The 19,571-nt window shown below is 71.6% G+C and carries 15 protein-coding genes and 2 pseudogenes; 14 read left to right on the plus strand and 3 right to left on the minus strand.

From position 1 onward, the window contains the following. Positions 1-101: 101 nt before the first annotated feature. The 7 genes and pseudogenes from NW895_RS39440 to NW895_RS39470 all read left to right on the plus strand — a co-directional run bounded on the left by NW895_RS39440 (position 102) and on the right by NW895_RS39470 (position 7,336). The gene (locus NW895_RS39440) at positions 102-1,169 is read left to right on the plus strand and encodes a ComEA family DNA-binding protein (protein ID WP_289941950.1); all 1,068 of its coding nucleotides are present in this window, start codon (positions 102-104) and stop codon (positions 1,167-1,169) included. Further along, positions 1,166-3,775: a ComEC/Rec2 family competence protein gene (locus NW895_RS39445; protein ID WP_289941951.1), complete on the plus strand. Its 2,610-nt coding sequence runs from the start codon at positions 1,166-1,168 to the stop codon at positions 3,773-3,775. Before NW895_RS39440 ends, NW895_RS39445 begins: the two co-directional genes overlap by 4 nt. A 4-nt stretch (positions 3,776-3,779) precedes the next feature. Next, positions 3,780-4,163: pseudogene (locus NW895_RS39450) on the plus strand (arylamine N-acetyltransferase); the annotation flags it as partial. A gap of 290 nt (positions 4,164-4,453) precedes the next feature. Then, positions 4,454-5,335, plus strand: a complete 882-nt coding sequence (locus NW895_RS39455) for a YceI family protein (RefSeq protein WP_289941952.1) — start codon at positions 4,454-4,456, stop codon at positions 5,333-5,335. A gap of 96 nt (positions 5,336-5,431) precedes the next feature. Next, a complete protein-coding gene (locus NW895_RS39460) occupies positions 5,432-5,677 on the plus strand; it encodes a hypothetical protein (RefSeq protein ID WP_289941953.1) in 246 nt (81 codons plus the stop codon). Between the two features lie 74 nt (positions 5,678-5,751). After that, positions 5,752-6,741 carry a DNA polymerase III subunit delta gene (gene holA / locus NW895_RS39465; protein ID WP_289941954.1) on the plus strand — a complete coding sequence of 330 codons (990 nt, stop codon included), beginning with the start codon at positions 5,752-5,754 and terminating at the stop codon, positions 6,739-6,741. A 196-nt stretch (positions 6,742-6,937) separates the two neighbouring features. Then, on the plus strand, positions 6,938-7,336 hold the full coding sequence (locus NW895_RS39470; protein ID WP_289941955.1) for a nuclear transport factor 2 family protein: 399 nt from the start codon (positions 6,938-6,940) through the stop codon (positions 7,334-7,336). 225 nt (positions 7,337-7,561) lie between these two features. On the opposite strand, the gene rpsT is transcribed toward NW895_RS39470, so the two are convergent. After that, positions 7,562-7,828: a 30S ribosomal protein S20 gene (rpsT, locus tag NW895_RS39475; RefSeq protein WP_086168781.1), complete on the minus strand. Its 267-nt coding sequence runs from the start codon at positions 7,826-7,828 to the stop codon at positions 7,562-7,564. Positions 7,829-8,059: 231 nt separating this feature from the next. Here rpsT and lepA point away from each other — a divergent pair, with 231 nt between their 5' ends. From lepA to NW895_RS39500, 5 genes and pseudogenes are all read left to right on the plus strand, one after another. Continuing rightward, complete coding sequence (gene lepA, locus NW895_RS39480; protein WP_289941956.1) at positions 8,060-9,928, plus strand: translation elongation factor 4; 1,869 nt, start codon at positions 8,060-8,062, stop codon at positions 9,926-9,928. Between the two features lie 247 nt (positions 9,929-10,175). Next, the gene (locus NW895_RS39485; protein ID WP_289941957.1) at positions 10,176-12,050 is read left to right on the plus strand and encodes an AMP-dependent synthetase/ligase; all 1,875 of its coding nucleotides are present in this window, start codon (positions 10,176-10,178) and stop codon (positions 12,048-12,050) included. A 207-nt stretch (positions 12,051-12,257) separates the two neighbouring features. Next, on the plus strand, positions 12,258-14,123 hold the full coding sequence (locus NW895_RS39490; protein WP_289941958.1) for an ATP-binding SpoIIE family protein phosphatase: 1,866 nt from the start codon (positions 12,258-12,260) through the stop codon (positions 14,121-14,123). Positions 14,124-14,150: 27 nt separating this feature from the next. Further along, complete coding sequence (gene hemW / locus NW895_RS39495; RefSeq protein ID WP_289941959.1) at positions 14,151-15,383, plus strand: radical SAM family heme chaperone HemW; 1,233 nt, start codon at positions 14,151-14,153, stop codon at positions 15,381-15,383. 5 nt (positions 15,384-15,388) lie between these two features. Then, a pseudogene (locus NW895_RS39500) lies at positions 15,389-15,514 on the plus strand (Uma2 family endonuclease); the annotation flags it as partial. Positions 15,515-15,561: 47 nt separating this feature from the next. On the opposite strand, the gene NW895_RS39505 reads toward NW895_RS39500, so the two are convergent. Beyond that, positions 15,562-16,383, minus strand: coding sequence for a DUF3097 domain-containing protein (locus tag NW895_RS39505; protein WP_289941960.1), 822 nt, complete (start codon positions 16,381-16,383; stop codon positions 15,562-15,564). A gap of 28 nt (positions 16,384-16,411) precedes the next feature. Next, positions 16,412-17,146, minus strand: coding sequence for an MBL fold metallo-hydrolase (locus NW895_RS39510; protein ID WP_289941961.1), 735 nt, complete (start codon positions 17,144-17,146; stop codon positions 16,412-16,414). A 172-nt stretch (positions 17,147-17,318) separates the two neighbouring features. On the opposite strand from NW895_RS39510, the gene hrcA reads away from it, so the two are divergent. Next, positions 17,319-18,335, plus strand: coding sequence for a heat-inducible transcriptional repressor HrcA (gene hrcA, locus NW895_RS39515; protein ID WP_289941962.1), 1,017 nt, complete (start codon positions 17,319-17,321; stop codon positions 18,333-18,335). Beyond that, positions 18,336-19,472, plus strand: a complete 1,137-nt coding sequence (gene dnaJ, locus NW895_RS39520) for a molecular chaperone DnaJ (protein ID WP_289941963.1) — start codon at positions 18,336-18,338, stop codon at positions 19,470-19,472. The last annotated feature ends 99 nt before the right edge of the window (positions 19,473-19,571 follow it).

The following is a 19,571-nucleotide window of genomic DNA, read 5'->3' on the forward strand; positions in this document are numbered from 1 at the left end:
GGTAACTCGTGTGGGTGACGAAGTTGTCCACAACGGGCCGGTGATCCCCGGGAATTGAGCAAGATCATCGCGAGGGTGCCGAGGTGCCCGATCCTCGTCGCATGGCACTTCGATCACGTTCCCGCACAGCGACTGCAACCAGCGGCCCGGGCCGTGGACCCGCCTCCGACGGCCGCACGCGTCACCGCCGCCCGCACCGGCCCCGCGGCCGGGCACGGCACCGTCACGCGTCGGTGGAGGAACTCCGCCGACGCGCCGAGGTGCTCTTCGTCGAACGCGCCGGGGAGTGGCGGGAGTCGGCGACCGGGCCGCCCAGGACGCGACGCGACGCCGGGGGCGACGGAATCGACGCCCCGGATGCCGGTGCCTCCCTGGACCAGGAAGTCCCGCCCGCGGTTGCCGACGCCGGGGCGGACGCCCGATCCGATCAGGGCGCGGGAACTTGGCGCGGGCGGGCCGGTCTCGCCCTGCGGGAGCGGATGCCGGTGTGGCTGCAGACGAGGTGCGGCCTGGAACGGCGAAGCGTGCTCGCGCTCGCGGTGGTGCTCGTCATCGCCGCGGCCTTCGCCGCACAGCACTTCTGGACCGGCCGGACCCGGTCCGTGGCGGCACCCGAGGTGGTGCGAGCGGCGGCGCCGTACGGCGAACCAGGGCGGGCCGAGGCAGCCGAACCGGGTGCTGCGAGCGCCGCACCGACGACCACGGGCACGGCCGGAGCCGAGATCGTCGTGGACGTCAGCGGCAAGGTCCGCGAACCCGGGATCCACCGTCTGCCGGCCGGTTCGCGGGTCGCGGACGCGCTGCGCGCGGCCGGCGGGGTGCGTCCCGGCACGAGGACCGACGGCCTCAACCGCGCCCGCTTCCTCGTCGACGGCGAACAGGTGATCGTCGGTGCTCCCGCCGTCGGCACCGGGACCGTACCGGGTGGGGCGGCCGCCGGGGGCACGACCGGAGCGGTGGCGGGCGCGGCACCCGCGGCGCCGGTCTCCCTCAACACGGCCACCGTGGAACAACTCGACACGCTGCCGGGCGTCGGCCCCGTGCTCGCCCAGCACATCCTCGACTACCGCGCGCGGCACGGCGGCTTCCGCTCGGTGGACGAGCTGCGGGAGGTCAACGGCATCGGCGAACGCCGCTTCGCCGACCTGCGGAACCTCGTGCGGCCATGAGGCACGTCCACGATCCGCCGGAGCGCACGACACCCCGGGAGCCGGCCGGGCACGGCACACGACCGGCCGTTCACGCCGCCTCCGGGAAACGGCTCGGAGCGGCTCACCCACGACAGGAAGGGCCGACGGATCTCCGGCTCGTGCCGCCCGCGCTCGCGGCCTGGGCGACGGCGGCGCTGCTGGTGGACGCCCCGCCTGACCGGGTCGTCGGTGTCGTGGCCGTCTGCGTGGTCGCGGCCGGCGTGTCGCTGGGGCTGAGGCGACGCCGGTCAGGCGGCAGCCACCTCTCCACGCCGGGACGATGGGCATGGCCACGTCTCTCAGGGGCTGCCGTGCTGCTCTGCGTCGCCGCAGCCGCCGCCTCGGCCGGGTTGCACGGAGCGGATCTGCGCAGGGGGCCCGTGCCGGGGCTGGCGCGGCAGTACGCCACCGTGACCGCCGAGATCGAGGTCACCTCCGACCCCCGGCTCACCCGGCCCCGGATCAGAGGCGACCACGCGGCTCCGGCCGCCGTGCTGATCGAGGCCGACGTACGACGGGTCGATGCGGCGGGCGGGACGGCGGTGGCGACGCGGGCGCCGGTGCTGGTGATCGTCGACGTGGCTTCGAGAGCGGCCGACCAGGCCGCCGACGGCTCCTCCGGCGGCTCGCGGTTCTCCGGTGGCGGCGCGCGGGGCTCGCCCTGGCTGGGGCTGTTGCCGTCCACGCGGGTGCGGGTCACCGCGCGGCCGGCGCCCCCGATGGCCAGCGGGGACCGGGTCGCGGCCGTGCTGCGGGTGCGGGGTCGGACGGCACCGGACGTGGTGGGGGAGCCGTCCCGGGTGCAACGGTCGGCGGGGCGGCTGCGCGCCGGGTTGCGGGAGGCCACCGACGGTCTGCCGGCGGACGCGCGGGCGCTGCTGCCGGGACTGGTCGTGGGGGACACCTCGCGGATCACGCCGGAGCTGGACGAGGCGTTCAAGGAGACCGACCTCGCCCACACGCTGGCCGTCTCCGGCGCCAACTTCACCATCCTCCTCGCCCTGCTCATCGGGCCTCCCCGCTTGGCCCAGCGGGTCGAGCGGCGGGGTCTGGCACCCCGCCTCGGCATCTCCCTGCGGACCACCGCCCTGCTCGGGGGCGCGCTCGCGCTCGGTTTCGTCGTCGTGTGCCGACCGGACCCGAGTGTGCTGCGCGCCGCGGCGTGCGGAGCCGTCGCGCTGCTCGCCCTGGCCACCGGGCGCCGCAGGTCGCTGATCCCGGCGCTGGCGACGGCCGTCCTGCTGCTGGTGCTGTACGACCCGTGGCTGGCCCGTAGTTACGGTTTCCTGCTTTCCGTCCTCGCCACCGGCGCCCTGCTCACGCTCGCCCCACGCTGGAGTACGGCGTTGCAGCGGCGCCGGGTCCCTCCGCGGCCGGCCGAGGCGCTGGCCGCCGCGGCTGCCGCGCAGGCGGTGTGCGCGCCGGTGGTCGCCGTGCTGTCGGCGCGGGTGAGTCTGGTGGCGGTGCCGTGCAATCTGCTGGCGGAGTTCGCGGTGGCACCGGCCACGGTGCTGGGCTTCGGGGCACTGGCCGCGGCACCGGCGGCGATGCCGGTGGCCAAGGCGCTGGCGTGGTGCGCGAGCTGGCCCGCCGAGTGGCTCGCGCAGGTCGCCCGTACCGGCGCGGCGCTGCCCGGCGCAGGGGTGGACTGGCCGGGCAGCTGGGCCGGGGCGGCGCTGCTCGCGTCGGCCACCGTGGTCGTGCTGCTCGTCGGCCGGCGGCTGCTGAGACACCCCTGGTGGTGCGGTGCCTGCGGAGTGCTGCTGGTGCTGGCGGTGGTGCAGCCGCCGCCGCTGACCGGAGTGATCAGGGGCTGGCCGCCGCCGGGCTGGCGGCTGGTGATGTGCGATGTGGGGCAGGGCGACGCGATGGTGCTCGCGGCGGGTGAGGGCACCGGCGTGGTCGTCGACGCCGGCCCCGACCCGGTCCTCGTCGACCGCTGTCTGCGTTCCCTCGGCATCACCAGGATCCCGCTCGTGGTGCTGACCCACTTCCACGCCGACCACGTGGCGGGCCTGCCGGGCGTGCTGCGCGGACGCTCGGTGGGTTCGATCGAGACGACCGGCTTCGAAGAACCCGCGGACCAGGCCGAGTTCGTGCGCAGGGAGGCGGCGGCACGGCGCGTTCCCGTGAGGCACGCCGTCGCGGGGGAGCTGCGGCGCACCGGAGCACTGTCCTGGCAGGTGCTGTGGCCGCCACGCCCGGCGCCGCACCCGGAGGGGCCGAACGATGCCAGCGTCACCCTGCTGGTGCGCTCGGCCGGGCTGCGCCTGCTGCTGCTCGGGGATCTCGAACCCCCGGCCCAGAGGGCACTGGCGAGATCACCGGCAGCGGCGGCGCTGGAGGGGGTGGACGTGCTCAAGGTCGCCCACCACGGCTCGGCCTACCAGGACCCCGACCTCATACGCAGGGCGGCCCCACGGCTGGCGCTGATCTCCTGCGGTGAGGACAACCCGTACGGGCATCCCGCCCCCAGCACGGTCTCGGCCCTGCGCGCCGGGGGCGCGGTGGTGCTGCGGACCGACCGGGACGGGGCGCTGGCGGTGGCGGGTACGGGCGAGGAGCTGCGGGTGGCGGGAGACTGAGGCCATGAAAGCCGCACAGGTCGATGCCTATCTCCGCCGCCTGGGGACCTCGCGCCCGGCGTGGCCCACCGGCGACGCCCTGCGTGAGCTGCACCTGCGCCACCTGCAGACCGTGCCGTTCGAGAACCTGTCCGTCCACCTCGGCGAGGACATCGTGCTGGACGAGGACAAGCTGCTGGACAAGGTGGTGGGCGCGCGAAGAGGCGGGTTCTGCTACGAACTCAACGGCGCCTTCGGGGCGTTGCTCGCCGCGCTGGGCTACGAGGTCACGCTGCTCGCGGCGCGGGTGTACGGCAACGAGGGGCGGCTCGGTATCCCCTACGACCATCTCGCGCTGCGGGTACGTGCGGTGGACGGGGACGACTGGCTGGCCGACGTGGGCTTCGGCATCGAGCTCGGTGGTGTCCCGACGGTGCGCAAAGGCGCTCGTGAGGACGTTCGGGAGGGTGATCGGGAGGGGGGATCGGGAGAGTGATCAGGAGGGCGGCCCGGGAGAGGGCTGATTCGGCCCACACGGTGTCAGGTGTGCCCAGTCGCAGCACATGTGCTTACTTGCGCATAGTCCCAGCGCAAATGCTGGTTTTCCGTGATGTGGTCGCGAGTTGCCTCGAAAGCCTCAGGGGTGGTCGAATGCCTCTTCGACAACAGGTGATTTTCGGTCGCGCAGGGGTGTCGTAGATGATCGGCCGCTGGCTGGGAAACCGGGCGAACCGGGTGCAACGGGCGAGTGCCCTGGCGGCGGTGCCGACTCCGCCGAGTGCGGGCGTGCTGAGCTGCCGGGTGCTCGATCCGGTCAGCGAGCCGGTGACGCATGCGGAGTTCGCGGTCAGCGACGCCATGGGGCGCAAGGTGGTCGGCGGAGGTGCGGACCCCTTCGGGTCGTTCGTGGCGACGGTGCCCGCGGGGGAGTACCGGCTCGCGGTGTCGGCCGAGGGGTACACGCCGTACCGGGCGAAGGCGGTGGTCACGGAGAACGCGCTGGCGTCGCTCGGTGATGTGACGCTGCAGGTCGCCCAGCCGCCGGAGTTGCCCCCGCCGGGCGACTGGGAGGTCGAGCCGGCGCACTCCTCGATCGCGTTCACCGCGCGGCACATCGGGCTGGCCCGGATCCATGGCCGGTTCAACTCCTTCGCGGGCGTGGTGCGGATCGCCGAACAGGTGGAGCGGTCGGCGATGCACGTGGTGATCGACGCGGCGTCCATCGACACCAACGTGAAGATGAGGGACGACCATCTGCGGTCGGCGGACTTCCTGGACGTCGCACGTTTCCCGACCCTTGAGTTCTACAGTGACCGGTTCGTGCACAAGGGCGGTAACCGGTGGGCCGTCACGGGGGCGCTGTCACTGCACGGTGTGACGCGTACGGTCACGCTCGACACGGAGTACCTCGGGCTGGGCAACGGCATGGAGGGCGAGGTGCGGGCGGCGTGCCGGGCGACGACCGAACTGCACCGGGACGACTTCACGGTGAGCTGGCAGACGATGCTGGCGCGGGGGATCGCGGTGGTGGGACCGAGCATCGCGGTCGACCTCGACGTGCAGATCGTGCCCAAGGGCTGACGGCTGAGGGCTGAGGGCTGAGGGCTGAGGGCTGGGGGCTGAGCCGGTGGGTCGCCCCCGGCAGGGCTGCGGAGACCGGGACCGGACAATGGCTCCGTGAGTGATGTGAGACATGTGCTGGTGCTGCCCGATCGTGATGCCGCGGAAGAGGTGGTCGAGGCGCTCGGGGAGCGGTTCGGGATCGACGAGGAGCCACGGATCCTGCGGGACGCGCTGGCCGGTGAGGACGATGCCGAGGACGCGCAGTGGCTGGTCGCCCTGCGGGACGAGGAAGGGCGGCTGGATCCCGGCGAGCTGGACGAGTTCGTGGCGGAGTGGGACGGATGGCGGGAGGAGCCGTAGCCCCGGGGCGCTGAGGGACGCCTCCCCTCCGGAGGCCGGGGGCGTTGTCAGTGGGGCGTGGGATGCTTGTCGCGATGGCCAGGAAGACTGCGAATGACGACCCTCTCGCCCCCGTGACGCTCGCCGTGGGCCAGGAGGACCTGCTGCTCGACCGTGCCGTGCAGGAGGTGGTGGCCGCCGCCCGGGCCGCCGACGCCGACACGGACGTCCGTGACCTCACCCCGGACCAGTTGCAGCCCGGCACGCTCGCCGAGCTCACCAGCCCGTCGCTGTTCGCCGAGCGCAAGGTCGTGGTCGTACGCAACGCGCAGGATCTGTCGGCCGACACCGTCAAGGACGTGAAGGCGTATCTGGGGGCGCCCGCCGAGGAGATCACCCTGGTGCTGCTGCACGCGGGTGGCGCCAAGGGCAAGGGGCTGCTGGACGCCGCACGCAAGGCGGGGGCGCGGGAGGTGGCGTGCCCGAAGATGACCAAGCCGGCGGATCGGCTGGCCTTTGTGCGGGGGGAGTTCCGGGCGGCCGGGAGGTCGGCCACGCCCGAGGCCTGTCAGGCGCTGGTCGATGCGATCGGGAGTGATCTGCGGGAGCTGGCCTCGGCGGTGTCCCAGTTGGTCGCGGACGTCGAGGGCACGATCGACGAGGCGGTCGTCGGGCGGTACTACACCGGGCGGGCCGAAGCCTCCAGTTTCACGGTCGCCGACCGGGCGGTCGAGGGGCGGGCGGCGGAGGCGCTGGAGGCGTTGCGCTGGTCGCTGGCCACCGGGGTGGCGCCGGTGATGATCACCAGCGCGCTTGCGCAGGGGGTGCGGGCGATCGGGAAGCTGTCGTCCGCGCGTGGGGGTCGGCCCGCCGATCTCGCGCGGGAGTTGGGGATGCCGCCGTGGAAGATCGACCGGGTGCGGCAGCAGATGCGGGGGTGGACGCCGGACGGGGTGGCCATCGCCCTGCGCGCGGTCGCCGAGGCCGACGCGGGAGTGAAGGGCGGCGGGGACGATCCGGAGTACGCCCTGGAGAAGGCCGTGGTGACGATCGCGCGGGCGGCCCGGTCCAGGGGGCGGGCGTAGGGAGGGCTCTCGCCGGGTGCCGCTCGGCGCTGCGGCGGACCTGGATTCTCAGCGGTCTCGGACCGTTCTCCTCGCCGGTTCCCCGCCGGTTTCTCGCCGGTTCCGCGCCTTTGATCCATTCGCCGCTGTCACCCCGAAGAGGAGAATCATCTGTATCAGCCGTAATCGCCGATTTGTCGGAAAGGTGGCGATCGTCATGGCTGAGCATCCGCACGCCCTGCTCGTCCGCAAGGGCTACGACGCGTTCCAGCGGGGGGACATGGACACCCTGCGCGGCATGATGACCGGGGACTGCAAGCACCATGTGCCCGGCTCCCACCCGCTGTCGGGGGACTTCAAGGGGATCGACTCGATCATCGACGGGTACTACAGGCGGCTCGCCTCGGAGACGGACGGGTCGTTCCGGGTCGAGTTGCTCGACGTGTTCGTCGACGGCCGTGGGCACGCCATGTCCACGCACCACTTCACCGCCGACCGGGGCGACAAGCACATCGACGAGAAGGGCGGCATTGTCTTCCGGATCGTCGGAGACAAGATCACCGACCTCGACGAGTGCGTCGAGGACATCGACAAGGGCAACGCATTCTGGTCGTGACGACCACCGGCGGGCCGCACAGGCACGCCGAAGGCCCCGGCGCCCACCCTGGGGAAGGGCGAGGCGACGGGGCCTTCGGTTCACGCTCGTGGGGCCACGCCCGCGTGGCGAACGCAGGCCGCGCGTGGCACCCGGGGTGCCGGTCGGGAGCGGATGAGAGAGGGCCCGCTCTGGGTCCTTCCGGCGCTGGATCCACGGAGGACCCGGTCAGATCAGTGAAGGGGTTCAGCCCTTGAGGGACGCGACCTTGGCAGCCAGCGCCGACTTCTTGTTGGCGGCCTGGTTCTTGTGGATGACGCCCTTGGAGACGGCCTTGTCGAGCTGACGCGCGGCAGCGCGCTGGTACTCGGTGGCCTTCTCGACGTCACCCGCGGCGGCGGCCTCACGGGCCTTGCGGATCGCGGTCTTCAGAGAGGACTTGACGGCCTTGTTGCGCAGCCGGGCCTTCTCGTTGGTCTTGATCCGCTTGATCTGGGACTTGATGTTCGCCACGAATGAGCCTCTACAGGTTCTGGCACGGGGCCGCACGGGACCCGTACCGGTGATTTCTTGAAAGGTGCGTCTCCTGCGGAGAGGGCATGAGACACAGCCCCCCACAGTACCAGCGGGCCGTTCCGCGGCCCAAACCCGTCGCAGGTCCGCACCCGTGGGACCATGGAAGCTACGTATCGATCCGACCCGAGACCGCAGACACTGCGGACGCCTCAAGAATCAGGACCCTGCGTGCCCGCGATCCCTAGCCATGTGCCCGAGCCGAGCCGTACCGACCCGGCTCTGATCCGCAACTTCTGCATCATCGCGCACATCGACCACGGCAAGTCCACGCTCGCCGACCGGATGCTCCAGCTGACCGGTGTGGTCGAGCAGCGGCAGATGCGCGCCCAGTACCTCGATCGCATGGACATCGAGCGCGAGCGTGGCATCACGATCAAGTCACAGGCGGTGCGTCTGCCGTGGGCTCCCACCCACGACAAGGACAACACGCACATCCTCAACATGATCGACACCCCGGGTCACGTCGACTTCACCTACGAGGTCTCGCGGTCGCTCGCCGCCTGCGAGGGGACCATCCTCCTCGTCGACGCAGCCCAGGGCATCGAGGCCCAGACCCTCGCCAACCTCTACCTGGCGATGGAGAACGACCTCACGATCATCCCGGTGCTCAACAAGATCGACCTGCCGGCCGCCCAGCCCGAGAAGTTCTCCGAGGAGCTCGCCAACCTGGTCGGGTGCGACCCCGACGACGTGCTCAAGGTGTCCGCCAAGACCGGGCTGGGCGTCGAGGCGCTGCTCGACAAGGTCGTCGCCGAGATCCCGGCCCCGGTCGGCGTCAAGGACGCCCCCGCCCGCGCCATGATCTTCGACTCCGTCTACGACTCCTACCGTGGTGTCGTGACGTACGTCCGGGTCATCGACGGCCAGCTCAACAAGCGTGAGCGGATCCGGATGATGTCCACCGGCGCCACGCACGAGCTGCTGGAGATCGGAACCAACTCGCCCGAGATGCTGCCTGCCGACGGGCTCGGCGTCGGCGAGGTGGGCTACCTCATCACCGGCGTGAAGGACGTCAGGCAGTCCAAGGTCGGTGACACCGTCACCAGCCAGCACAAGGGCGCCGAGGAGCCGCTCGGGGGCTACAAGGACCCCAAGCCCATGGTGTTCTCCGGGCTGTATCCGCTGGACGGCTCCGACTACCCCGAGCTGCGCGAGGCCCTGGACAAGCTGCAGCTCAACGACGCCGCGCTCGTCTACGAGCCGGAGACCTCCGCCGCCCTCGGCTTCGGCTTCCGCGTCGGCTTCCTGGGCCTGCTGCACCTCGACGTGATCCGTGAGCGCCTGGAGCGCGAGTTCGGCCTCGACCTGATCGCCACCGCGCCCAACGTGGTCTACCGCGTGATCATGGAGGACGGCGAGGAGGTCACGGTCACCAACCCGAGCGAGTTCCCCGAGGGGAAGATCGCCGAGGTGTACGAGCCGGTCGTACGGGCCACGATCCTCGCGCCCACCGAGTTCATCGGCGCGATCATGGAACTGTGCCAGACCCGGCGCGGCGCCCTGCTCGGCATGGACTACCTGTCCGAGGACCGCGTCGAGATCCGCTACACGCTCCCGCTCGCGGAGATCGTCTTCGACTTCTTCGACCAGCTGAAGTCCAAGACCCGCGGCTACGCGTCGCTCGACTACGAGCCCACCGGCGAGCAGTCCAGCTCCCTGGTCAAGGTCGACATCCTGCTGCACGGCGACAAGGTCGACGCCTTCTCGGCGATCACCCACAAGGAGCAGGCGTACGCGTACGGCGTCCGGCTCGTCGCCAAGCTGAAGGAGCTCATCCCGCGGCAGAACTTCGAAGTGCCGGTGCAGGCCGCCATCGGCTCCCGGGTGATCGCCCGCGAGACCATCCGCGCCATCCGCAAGGACGTCCTCGCCAAGTGCTACGGCGGTGACATCTCCCGTAAGCGGAAGCTGCTGGAGAAGCAGAAGGAGGGCAAGAAGCGGATGAAGATGGTGGGTTCCGTGGAGGTTCCGCAGGAGGCCTTCATCGCCGTCCTGTCCAGTGATGACAGCGCGGGGTCGGGCAAGGGCAAGAAGTAATCGCGATTACCGTGGGTTACACGGCGAATCGGGCGTAACAGGGGCCCGTCGTGCGAAAGTGCGGCGGGCCCTGTGCGTACGCCGGGTAGCTCTCTGTAGGAACTGACAGGCCGCGGACCCTTACGCGGTGGCCGGTCGACCTTTACTCTGATCCCTGCTCGATAGTTACTCACGAGTTAAACAACGTCCGTGAGTAGAACCAGCCGCACCTGAGCCAGCCGCACTGTCGCGGGCCCCGGAGGATGTCGTGAGCGACACACAGACACTGATCGAGAACCGTCCGCCGACCGTGGCGGCCCTCTTCCTGGAGCGCGTGGCGGCCACCCCGGACGCCGAGGCATACCGCTATCCCGTCCCGCCGGCCGCCGGTGAGGGCCCGGACGACTGGAAGTCGCTGAGCTGGGCGCAGGCCGCCGAGCGGGTGTACGCGATCGCCGCCGGTCTGATCGAGCTGGGGGTGCAGCCGGAGCAGCGGGTCGCGCTCGCCTCCTCGACCCGCATCGAGTGGATCCTCGCCGACCTCGGCATCATGTGCGCCGGCGCCGCCACGACCACCGTCTATCCGCAGACCAACGCCGACGAGTCCGCGTACATCCTGTCCGACTCCGAGAGCCGGGTGCTCATCGCGGAGAACGCCGAGCAGCTGGGCAAGGCGAAGGAGAAGCGCGCCGAGCTGCCCGACCTGACACATGTCGTGGTGATCGACCCGGCCGGTGTCGAGACCGCCGACTGGATTCTCACCCTCGACGAGCTGGAGAAGCGCGGCGCGGCCCGCCTGGAGAAGGACCCCGACCTGATCAAGGAGCGGGTCGGCGCGATCACCAAGGACCAGCTCGCCACCCTCATCTACACGTCCGGTACCACGGGCCGGCCCAAGGGCGTCCGCCTCCCGCACGACAACTGGTCGTACATGGCGAAGGCGATCGCCGCGACCGGGCTGATCAGCGGCGAGGACGTGCAGTACCTGTGGCTGCCGCTCGCCCACGTCTTCGGCAAGGTGCTGACCTCCGGCCAGATCGAGGTCGGTCACGTCACCGCCGTCGACGGCCGCGTCGACAAGATCATCGAGAACCTGCCGGTGGTGCAGCCGACGTACATGGCGGCCGTGCCGCGCATCTTCGAGAAGGTCTACAACGGCGTCGCCGCGAAGGCCCGTGCGGGCGGCGGTGCCAAGTACAAGATCTTCCAGTGGGCCGCCGAGGTCGCCCGCGAGTACGCCAAGGTCGCCCAGGACAACTTCCGGCGCACCGGTACCGCCTCCGTGCCCTTCTCGCTGGGCGCCAAGCACAAGGTCGCCGACGCGCTGGTGTACGCCAAGATCCGCGAGGCCTTCGGCGGCAACCTGCGCGCGTGTGTGTCCGGCTCCGCGGCCCTCGCGCCGGAGATCGGCTACTTCTTCTCGGGCGCGGGCATCCACATCCTGGAGGGCTACGGCCTGACGGAGTCCTCCGCGGCCTCCTTCGTGAACCCCGGCGAGGCCTACCGCACCGGCACGGTCGGCAAGCCCCTGCCCGGCACGGAGGTCCGCATCGCGGACGACGGCGAGATCCTGCTGCGCGGACCCGGCATCATGCAGGGCTACCACAAGCTGCCCGAGAAGACCGCGGAGGTGCTGGAAACGGACGGCTGGTTCCACACCGGTGACATCGGGGAGCTGTCGCCCGACGGATACCTGCGGATCACCGACCGCAAGAAGGACCTCATCAAGACGTCGGGCGGCAAGTACATCGCACCGGCCGAGGTCGAGGGGCAGTTCAAGGCGGTGTGCCCGTACGTGTCCAACATCCTCGTCCACGGGGCTGACCGGAACTTCTGCACCGCGCTCATCGCGCTCGACGAGGTCGCGATCATGGAGTGGGCGAAGGAGAACGGGCTGGAGGGCAAGTCGTACGCCGATGTCGTCGCCGCCCCGGCCACGGTCGAGATGGTCGACGGCTATGTGAAGAAGCTCAACGAGGGGCTTCAGCGGTGGCAGACGATCAAGAAGTTCCGGTTGCTGCCTCGGGATCTCGACGTGGAGCACGGGGAGATCACGCCGAGTCTCAAGCTGAAGCGGCCTGTCGTCGAGCGGGAGTACAAGCACCTGATCGACGAGATGTACGACGGTACCCGCGAGGCGTAGAGGAGGGGCGGGAGCTGCTCGATGCAGCCCCCGCCCCTTTGAGTCACTCCTTTGAGTCACTTCGTGACCGCCTTCGAACACAGCTGTAGCACTGTTCTCACTCATCGCGGCCCACTTCGGTAACTCCCCGCTTATGGGTGCGCCCGGTCTGTCACCCTGTCCCCAGCGACTGTGGCGTATTCGTACGAACTGCTCGGGGAGCTGTCCATGGGGGCCATTCCGACGCAACGGGAGACGGTGTCCCCTGCCTGTGGGGCACCCGCCGAACAGGCGCACGCGCGGGCGCACGCGACCCTGTCCGGCAGCCCCCTCGCCCCGGGCACCGCCCGCGCGCTGGTCCGCACCGCGCTCGCCGACTGGGCCGGGCTCGCCCTGCCCGGCACCGAGCACCTCACCGACCGCCTCGCCGACGAGGCCCTGCTGGTCGTCAGCGAACTCGTCACCAACGCCGTCGTCCACGCCGGCACCGACGTCGAACTGACCTGCCGACTGCAGGAGACGGGCGCCTTCCTCGTCGAGGTCTCCGACCACCACCCCTCGCGCGCCCCGCGCGGCAGCGAGGCCGACACCCCGTACGACATCCCGGAGTACGGGCGCGGCCTGCGGCTCGTCGCCGCGCTGTCGGAGGCCTGGGGGATCACCTACCGCACCGGCACGAAGACGGTGTGGGCGCTGCTGCCCGCCGCGGGCAACCCGGCCGCCGAGGAGTTCGAGGGCTACGCCGGGGAGCGCGGGCTCCGGGTGGCCGAGATACTCGCCCCCGAACCTCAGCGGGCCGAGGGGGACCGGGACTGGCTGGGCCGCGGTGCCCTGTCCTTCCTCGCCGAGGCCTCCGACCTGCTCGCCGGGCAGCTCGACGAGGACCTGGTCGCCGCCCTCACCGGGCAGCTGATCGTGCCGCGGCTCGCCGACTGGTGCGCGGTGTGGCTGGAGGACGAGTCCATGGGCCGCGGCGGCGGATGGGGCGACGGCGCCGGGGCGCGGCTGGCCCGCGTCTGGCACGGCAGCGAGAACCGCATCGAGGAGTTGCGCCGGTCCCTGGAGAAGGACCCGCCGCGCACGCCCGACCCGTTGCGGTCGGGGCCCGTCGAGTACCCCTGGCCGCAGGAGACCCTCGGCGCGTACGGCGCGGCACTGGCGTATCGGCTCGTCGCGGGCGGGCGGCCCCTGGGCACCCTGGTCATCGGCCGGGCCGCGACGCCCCGCTTCCCCGACGAGATCACCGGGCTCGTGGAGGACCTGAGCCGCCGGGTGGCCCTCGCCATCGGCGCGGCCCGCCAGTACGCCCGGCAGGCCACCATCAGCGCCGTCCTCCAGCGCGGCCTGCTGCCCGGAGCGGTCGCCCAGATCCCCGGGTTGCGCAGCGCCCTGGTCCACGAACCGTGCGACAAGGGCGGCCCGAGCGGCGACTTCTACGACCTCTTCCCCGCCGGCGACGGCCGCTGGTGCTTCGCCGTCGGCGATGTCCAGGGCAAGGGACCCGAGGCCGCCGTGGTGATCGGCCTCGCGCGGCCCTGGCTGCGGCTGCTGGCCCGCGAGGGGTACGGCGTCGCCGACGTCCTCGACCGCCTCAACCAGCTCCTCCTCGACGACGCCACGGAGGCGGCGGACGCGGCGGCCCGGGCGCTCGTCCGCCCACTGGGCCCGGGCGACGGCCCGCAGACCCGCTTCCTCTCCCTCCTCTACGGCGAACTCGTCCCCTTCGACGGAGGCGTCCGCTGCACCCTGGCCTCCGCCGGGCACCCGCTGCCGCTGCTCCTCGGCCCCGACGGGACCGTCCGTACGGTCGCGCAGCCGCAGACCCTCGTGGGGGTCGTCGAGGACGAGACGTACACCAGCGAGACCTTCGAGCTGCGGGCCGGCGACACACTCCTCTGTGTCACGGACGGCGTCACCGAGCGGCGCAGCGGCTCCCGCCAGTTCGACGACGGGGACGGGCTCGCGGTGGCGCTCGCGGGCTGCGCCGGACTGGACGCGGAGCTGATCGCGGAGCGCATCAGACGGCTGGTGCACGAGTTCGGGGCCCGGCCTCCCGAGGACGATCTGGCGCTGCTGGTGCTGCAGGCGGAGTAACGCGGCCGGTACGGGACAATGGAGGACATGCCCTCCGCACTCCCCGACGGCGAACCCGTCCCCGCCGACGGCGCCCTGCCCGCGCCCGCGCTCGCCGGGGCCGCCGACCGTCCTCTCGGCTTCTACCTGCACGTTCCGTACTGCGCGACCCGCTGCGGGTACTGCGACTTCAACACCTACACCGCGACCGAGCTGCGCGGCACCGGTGGCGTGCTCGCCTCCCGGGACAACTACGCCGAGACGCTGATCGACGAGATCCGGCTCGCCCGCAAGGTCCTCGGCGACGATCCGCGCGAGGTCCGTACGGTGTTCGTCGGCGGCGGTACGCCGACGCTGCTGGCCGCCGACGATCTGGTACGGATGCTGGGGGCGGTCCGCGAGGAGTTCGGGCTGGCCGCGGACGCGGAGGTCACCACGGAGGCGAACCCGGAGTCCGTCGGCCCGCAGTATCTGACGACGCTGCGGGAGGGCGGCTTCAACCGGATCTCCTTCGGCATGCAGAGCGCGCGGCAGCACGTCCTGCGGGTGCTGGACCGCACCCACACGCCGGGGCGGCCCCAGGCGTGCGTGGCCGAGGCGCGGGCGGCCGGCTTCGAGCACGTCAACCTGGACCTGATCTACGGCACTCCCGGCGAGTCCGACGACGACTGGCGGGCCTCGCTGGACGCGGCCCTCGGCGCCGGACCGGACCATGTCTCGGCGTACGCCCTGATCGTCGAGGAGGGCACGCAACTCGCGCGGCGCATCCGGCGCGGGGAGGTCCCCATGACCGACGACGACGTCCACGCCGACCGGTACCTGATCGCCGAGGAGACGCTGTCGGCGGCGGGCTTCGCGTGGTACGAGGTGTCCAACTGGGCGACCTCACAGGCGGGGCGCTGTCTGCACAACGAGCTGTACTGGCGGGGCGCCGACTGGTGGGGAGCCGGGCCCGGAGCCCACAGCCACGTGGGCGGGGTGCGGTGGTGGAACGTGAAGCATCCGGGGGCGTATGCGGCGGCGCTGGCGGCGGGCCGGTCGCCCGGGGCCGGGCGTGAGCTGCTGACCGACGAGGACCGCCGGGTGGAGCGGATCCTGCTGGAGCTGCGGCTTCGGGAGGGTGCGCCGCTGTCGTTGCTGCGCGAGGAGGGGCTGGCGGCTTCGCGCAGGGCGCTGGCGGACGGGCTGCTGCAGGAGGCGCCGTACGAGGAGGGGCGTGCTGTGCTCACGCTGCGGGGGCGGTTGCTGGCGGACGCGGTGGTCAGGGACCTCGTGGACTGATCACGCTGGTGCACAACCGGATCGTGGTGGATGTGCAGGACCAGATCCCGCGCATGCACTGGGAGCGGCTCCAGACGACGGATGTGGACATCGTCGACGAGGCCAGTGAGCCCGTGCCGGACCTCTTGGTGGCTGGAGCCGCTCGGCGTCGAACTGGACACCGGCGAGTTCCAGACCCTCACCGGAGTTCGGCGTCACCACTTGCCGTGACGAAGTCGATCAGCTCCTCCACCCGCCCCAGCAACGCCGGCTCCAGGTCCTTGTAGGACCGCACCCCCGACAGGATCCGCTGCCAGGCCGCACCGGTGTTTTCCGGCCACCCCAGTGCGCGGCACACCCCCGTCTTCCAGTCCTGCCCGCGCGGCACGCGAGGCCAGGCCTCGATGCCCAGGGACGACGGTTTCACCGCCTCCCAGATGTCGATGTACGGGTGGCCCACCACCAGCGCGTGCTCGCTCGTCACCGCTTCCGCGATGCGCCACTCCTTCGAACCCGGCACCAGGTGGTCCACCAGGACCCCCAGGCGGGCGTCCGGCCCCGGTGCGAAGTCAGCGACGATCGACGGCAGGTCGTCGACGCCCTCCAGGTACTCCACGACCACGCCCTCGATGCGCAGGTCGTCGCCCCACACCTTCTCGACCAGTTCCGCGTCGTGCCGGCCCTCGACGTAGATGCGGCCGGCGCGGGCCACGCGCGCGCGTGCGCCGGGGACGGCGACCGAGCCGGATGCCGTACGGGTGGGACGTACCGGAGCTGACGACGACGGCCGGACGAGCGTCACGACCTTGCCCTCCAGCAGGAAGCCGCGCGGCTCCAGGGGGAACACACGGTGCTTGCCGAAGCGGTCCTCCAGGGTGACCGTGCCCGCCTCGCAGCGGATCACCGCGCCGCAGAAGCCGGTGCCGGGCTCCTCGACCACCAGGCCCGGCTCTGCCGGAACCTCGGGGACGGGCTGGGGCTTCTTCCAGGGCGGGGTCAGATCCGGCGAGTACTGGCGCATTCGGATGACGATAGGAACACTCCCGCTCTCAGTCACCCGACACGCCGAAACGGGCCGCCAACGCGTCCCGCTGGGCCCGGACGAACGCCGCGTCCACCACCGCCCCGTGACCGGGCACGTACAGCGCTTTTTCGCCACCGAGGGCCAGCAGGCGGTCCAGGGCCGCGGGCCAGCGGGCCGGTACGGCGTCGGGGCCCGCCTGGGGATCGCCCGACTCCTCGACGAGGTCGCCGCAGAAGACGACCTCCGGGGCGCCGGGGACCAGGACCGCGAGGTCGTGGGCGGTGTGGCCGGGCCCCACGTTCGCCAGCAGGACCTGACGGCCGCCGCCCAGGTCGAGGGTCCACTCGCCGCTCACCGGATGGCGGGGCGGGACCAGCGCGTCCACCGCCTCCCGGGCCGCCCCCTCGTCCAGGCCGTTGCGGACCGCGTCCGCGCGCAGCTCCTCACGGTCCCGTACGCGCGTGAACACCGCGTCCACGCCGACCGCCCCGAACACCTCCGCGCCCGCGAACGCCGCCGCCCCGAAGACATGGTCGAAGTGGGGGTGGGTCAGCGCGAGATGCGTCACACGGTGACCGGCGAGCCGCTGCGCCTGCGCCCGCAGCCGCGCGCCCTCGGCCAGGCTCGATCCCGCGTCGATCACGAGCACCGCGCCCTCGCCGGCGACCAGCCCCGCCGTGCAGTCCCACACCGGCAGCCGGCACCGCCCCACCCCGGCGGCCAACCGCTGCCACCCCAGCTCTTCCCAAGTCAGCGTCATACGGCGACGCTAGCGGTGGCCCACCCGTGCGGCACGGGGGCTCGCGACCTGCCTTGCCCGGGGCGCACCCCACCGCCGTACACTGGCCGGGGAAGTCTGGCACTCACGCGCGCCGAGTGCCAGGAAAGACCAGGGAAGACACCAGGCGGACGACTTCTGGAGGTGTGCGCGGATGCTCAGTGAACGCAGGCTTCAGGTGCTGCGCGCCATCGTCCAGGACTACGTCGGCACCGAGGAGCCCGTCGGCTCCAAGGCCCTGACCGAGCGGCACAACCTCGGCGTCTCCCCGGCCACCGTGCGCAACGACATGGCGGCCCTGGAGGAGGAGGGGTACATCGCCCAGCCGCACACCAGTGCCGGGCGCATCCCCACCGACAAGGGCTACCGGCTCTTCGTGGACAAGCTCGCGGGCGTCAAGCCGATGACCGCGCCCGAGCGGCGGGCCATCCAGAACTTCCTTGAGGGCGCCGTCGACCTGGACGACGTGGTGGCGCGCACGGTGCGGCTGCTCGCGCAGCTGACCCGGCAGGTCGCCGTGGTGCAGTATCCGTCGCTGACCCGGTCCACCGTGCGGCACGTGGAGCTGCTGTCGCTCGCGCCGGCGCGGGTGATGCTGGTGCTGATCACGGACACCGGGCGGGTCGAGCAGCGGGTCGTCGACTGCCCGGCGCCCTTCGGTGAGGCGTCTCTCGCGGATCTGCGCGCGCGGCTCAACAGCCGGGTCGCGGGCCGCCGGTTCACGGATGTGCCGAGCCTGGTGGAGGATCTGCCGGAGGCCTTCGAGTCCGACGACCGCGGTACGGTCTCCACGGTGCTCTCCACTCTCCTGGAGACCCTGGTCGAGGAGAACGAGGAGCGGCTGATGATCGGCGGCACCGCCAATCTGACCCGCTTCGCGCACGACTTCCCCCTCACGATCCGGCCCGTCCTGGAGGCCCTTGAGGAGCAGGTCGTGCTCCTCAAGCTGCTGGGCGAGGCGAAGGATCCGGGTGTGACCGTCCGTATCGGTCACGAGAACGCCCACGAAGGACTCAACTCCACGTCCGTCGTGTCGGTGGGCTACGGTTCGGGCGGCGAGGCGGTTGCCAAGCTCGGCGTGGTCGGACCGACCCGCATGGACTACCCGGGAACGATGGGAGCGGTACGCGCAGTGGCACGGTACGTCGGACAGATCCTGGCGGAGTCGTAGGTGGCCACGGACTACTACGCCGTACTCGGCGTGCGCCGTGACGCGTCGCAGGAAGAGATCAAGAAGGCCTTCCGGCGGCTCGCGCGCGAGCTGCACCCGGACGTCAACCCCGATCCGAAGACCCAGGAGCGGTTCAAGGAGATCAACGCCGCTTACGAGGTGCTGTCGGACCCGCAGAAGAAGCAGGTCTACGACCTCGGCGGCGACCCGCTCTCGCAGTCCGGCGGTGGCGGCGCGGGCGGCTTCGGGGCCGGTGGCTTCGGGAACTTCTCCGACATCATGGACGCGTTCTTCGGTACGGCGTCGCAGCGCGGGCCGCGCTCGCGTACGCGCCGGGGCCAGGACGCGATGATCCGGATCGAGGTCGAGCTCGACGAGGCGGCCTTCGGCACGACCAAGGACCTCCAGGTCGACACGGCGGTCGTCTGCACCACGTGCAGCGGTGAGGGCGCGGCGCCGGGGACCTCGGCCCAGACATGTGACATGTGCCGCGGCCGCGGTGAGGTGTCGCAGGTCACGCGGTCGTTCCTCGGCCAGGTCATGACCTCGCGTCCCTGCCCGCAGTGCCAGGGCTTCGGCACCGTGGTGCCGACGCCGTGCCCGGAGTGCGCCGGCGACGGGCGGGTCCGCTCCCGCCGCACGCTGACCGTGAAGATCCCGGCCGGTGTCGACAACGGCACGCGGATCCAGCTCGCCGGTGAGGGCGAGGTCGGCCCGGGTGGCGGTCCGGCCGGTGACCTCTACGTCGAGATCCACGAACTCCCGCACCCGACCTTCCAGCGGCGCGGCGACGACCTGCACTGCACGGTGACGATCCCGATGACGGCGGCGGCCCTCGGCACCAAGGTGCCGCTGGAGACGCTGGACGGCATGGAGGAGGTCGACATCCGCCCGGGCACCCAGTCCGGCCAGTCGATCCCGCTGCACGGCCGCGGTGTCACCCATCTGCGCGGCGGCGGCCGGGGCGACCTCATCGTCCATGTCGAGGTCACGACCCCGACCAAGCTCGACCCCGACCAGGAACGCCTCCTGCGCGAGCTGGCCAAGCTACGGGGCGAGGAACGGCCCCAGGGGCAGTTCCAGCCGGGGCAGCAAGGGCTGTTCTCGCGGTTGAAGGACGCGTTCAACGGTCGCTGACGTGGGCGGCCAGGTGGCCGGGGGTCCGGGGGTTGGCCCCCGGGTGGGCACAGTCAGCCGGGGCAGCAAGGGCTGTTCTCGCGGTTGAAGGACGCGTTC

The organism is Streptomyces sp. S.PNR 29, assembly GCF_030386795.1.
Classification (GTDB): Bacteria; Actinomycetota; Actinomycetes; order Streptomycetales; family Streptomycetaceae; genus Streptomyces.

Coding starts and splice junctions, on each gene's coding strand:
- NW895_RS39455 (WP_289941952.1), top strand. CDS start 4,454: ATGATCGGCCGCTGGCTGGGAAACCGGGCGAACCGGGTGCAACGGGCG.
- hemW (WP_289941959.1), top strand. CDS start 14,151: ATGCCCTCCGCACTCCCCGACGGCGAACCCGTCCCCGCCGACGGCGCC.
- NW895_RS39490 (WP_289941958.1), top strand. CDS start 12,258: ATGGGGGCCATTCCGACGCAACGGGAGACGGTGTCCCCTGCCTGTGGG.
- NW895_RS39470 (WP_289941955.1), top strand. CDS start 6,938: ATGGCTGAGCATCCGCACGCCCTGCTCGTCCGCAAGGGCTACGACGCG.
- holA (WP_289941954.1), top strand. CDS start 5,752: ATGGCCAGGAAGACTGCGAATGACGACCCTCTCGCCCCCGTGACGCTC.
- NW895_RS39510 (WP_289941961.1), bottom strand. CDS start 17,146: ATGACGCTGACTTGGGAAGAGCTGGGGTGGCAGCGGTTGGCCGCCGGG.
- hrcA (WP_289941962.1), top strand. CDS start 17,319: ATGCTCAGTGAACGCAGGCTTCAGGTGCTGCGCGCCATCGTCCAGGAC.
- NW895_RS39505 (WP_289941960.1), bottom strand. CDS start 16,383: ATGCGCCAGTACTCGCCGGATCTGACCCCGCCCTGGAAGAAGCCCCAG.
- NW895_RS39440 (WP_289941950.1), top strand. CDS start 102: ATGGCACTTCGATCACGTTCCCGCACAGCGACTGCAACCAGCGGCCCG.
- NW895_RS39445 (WP_289941951.1), top strand. CDS start 1,166: ATGAGGCACGTCCACGATCCGCCGGAGCGCACGACACCCCGGGAGCCG.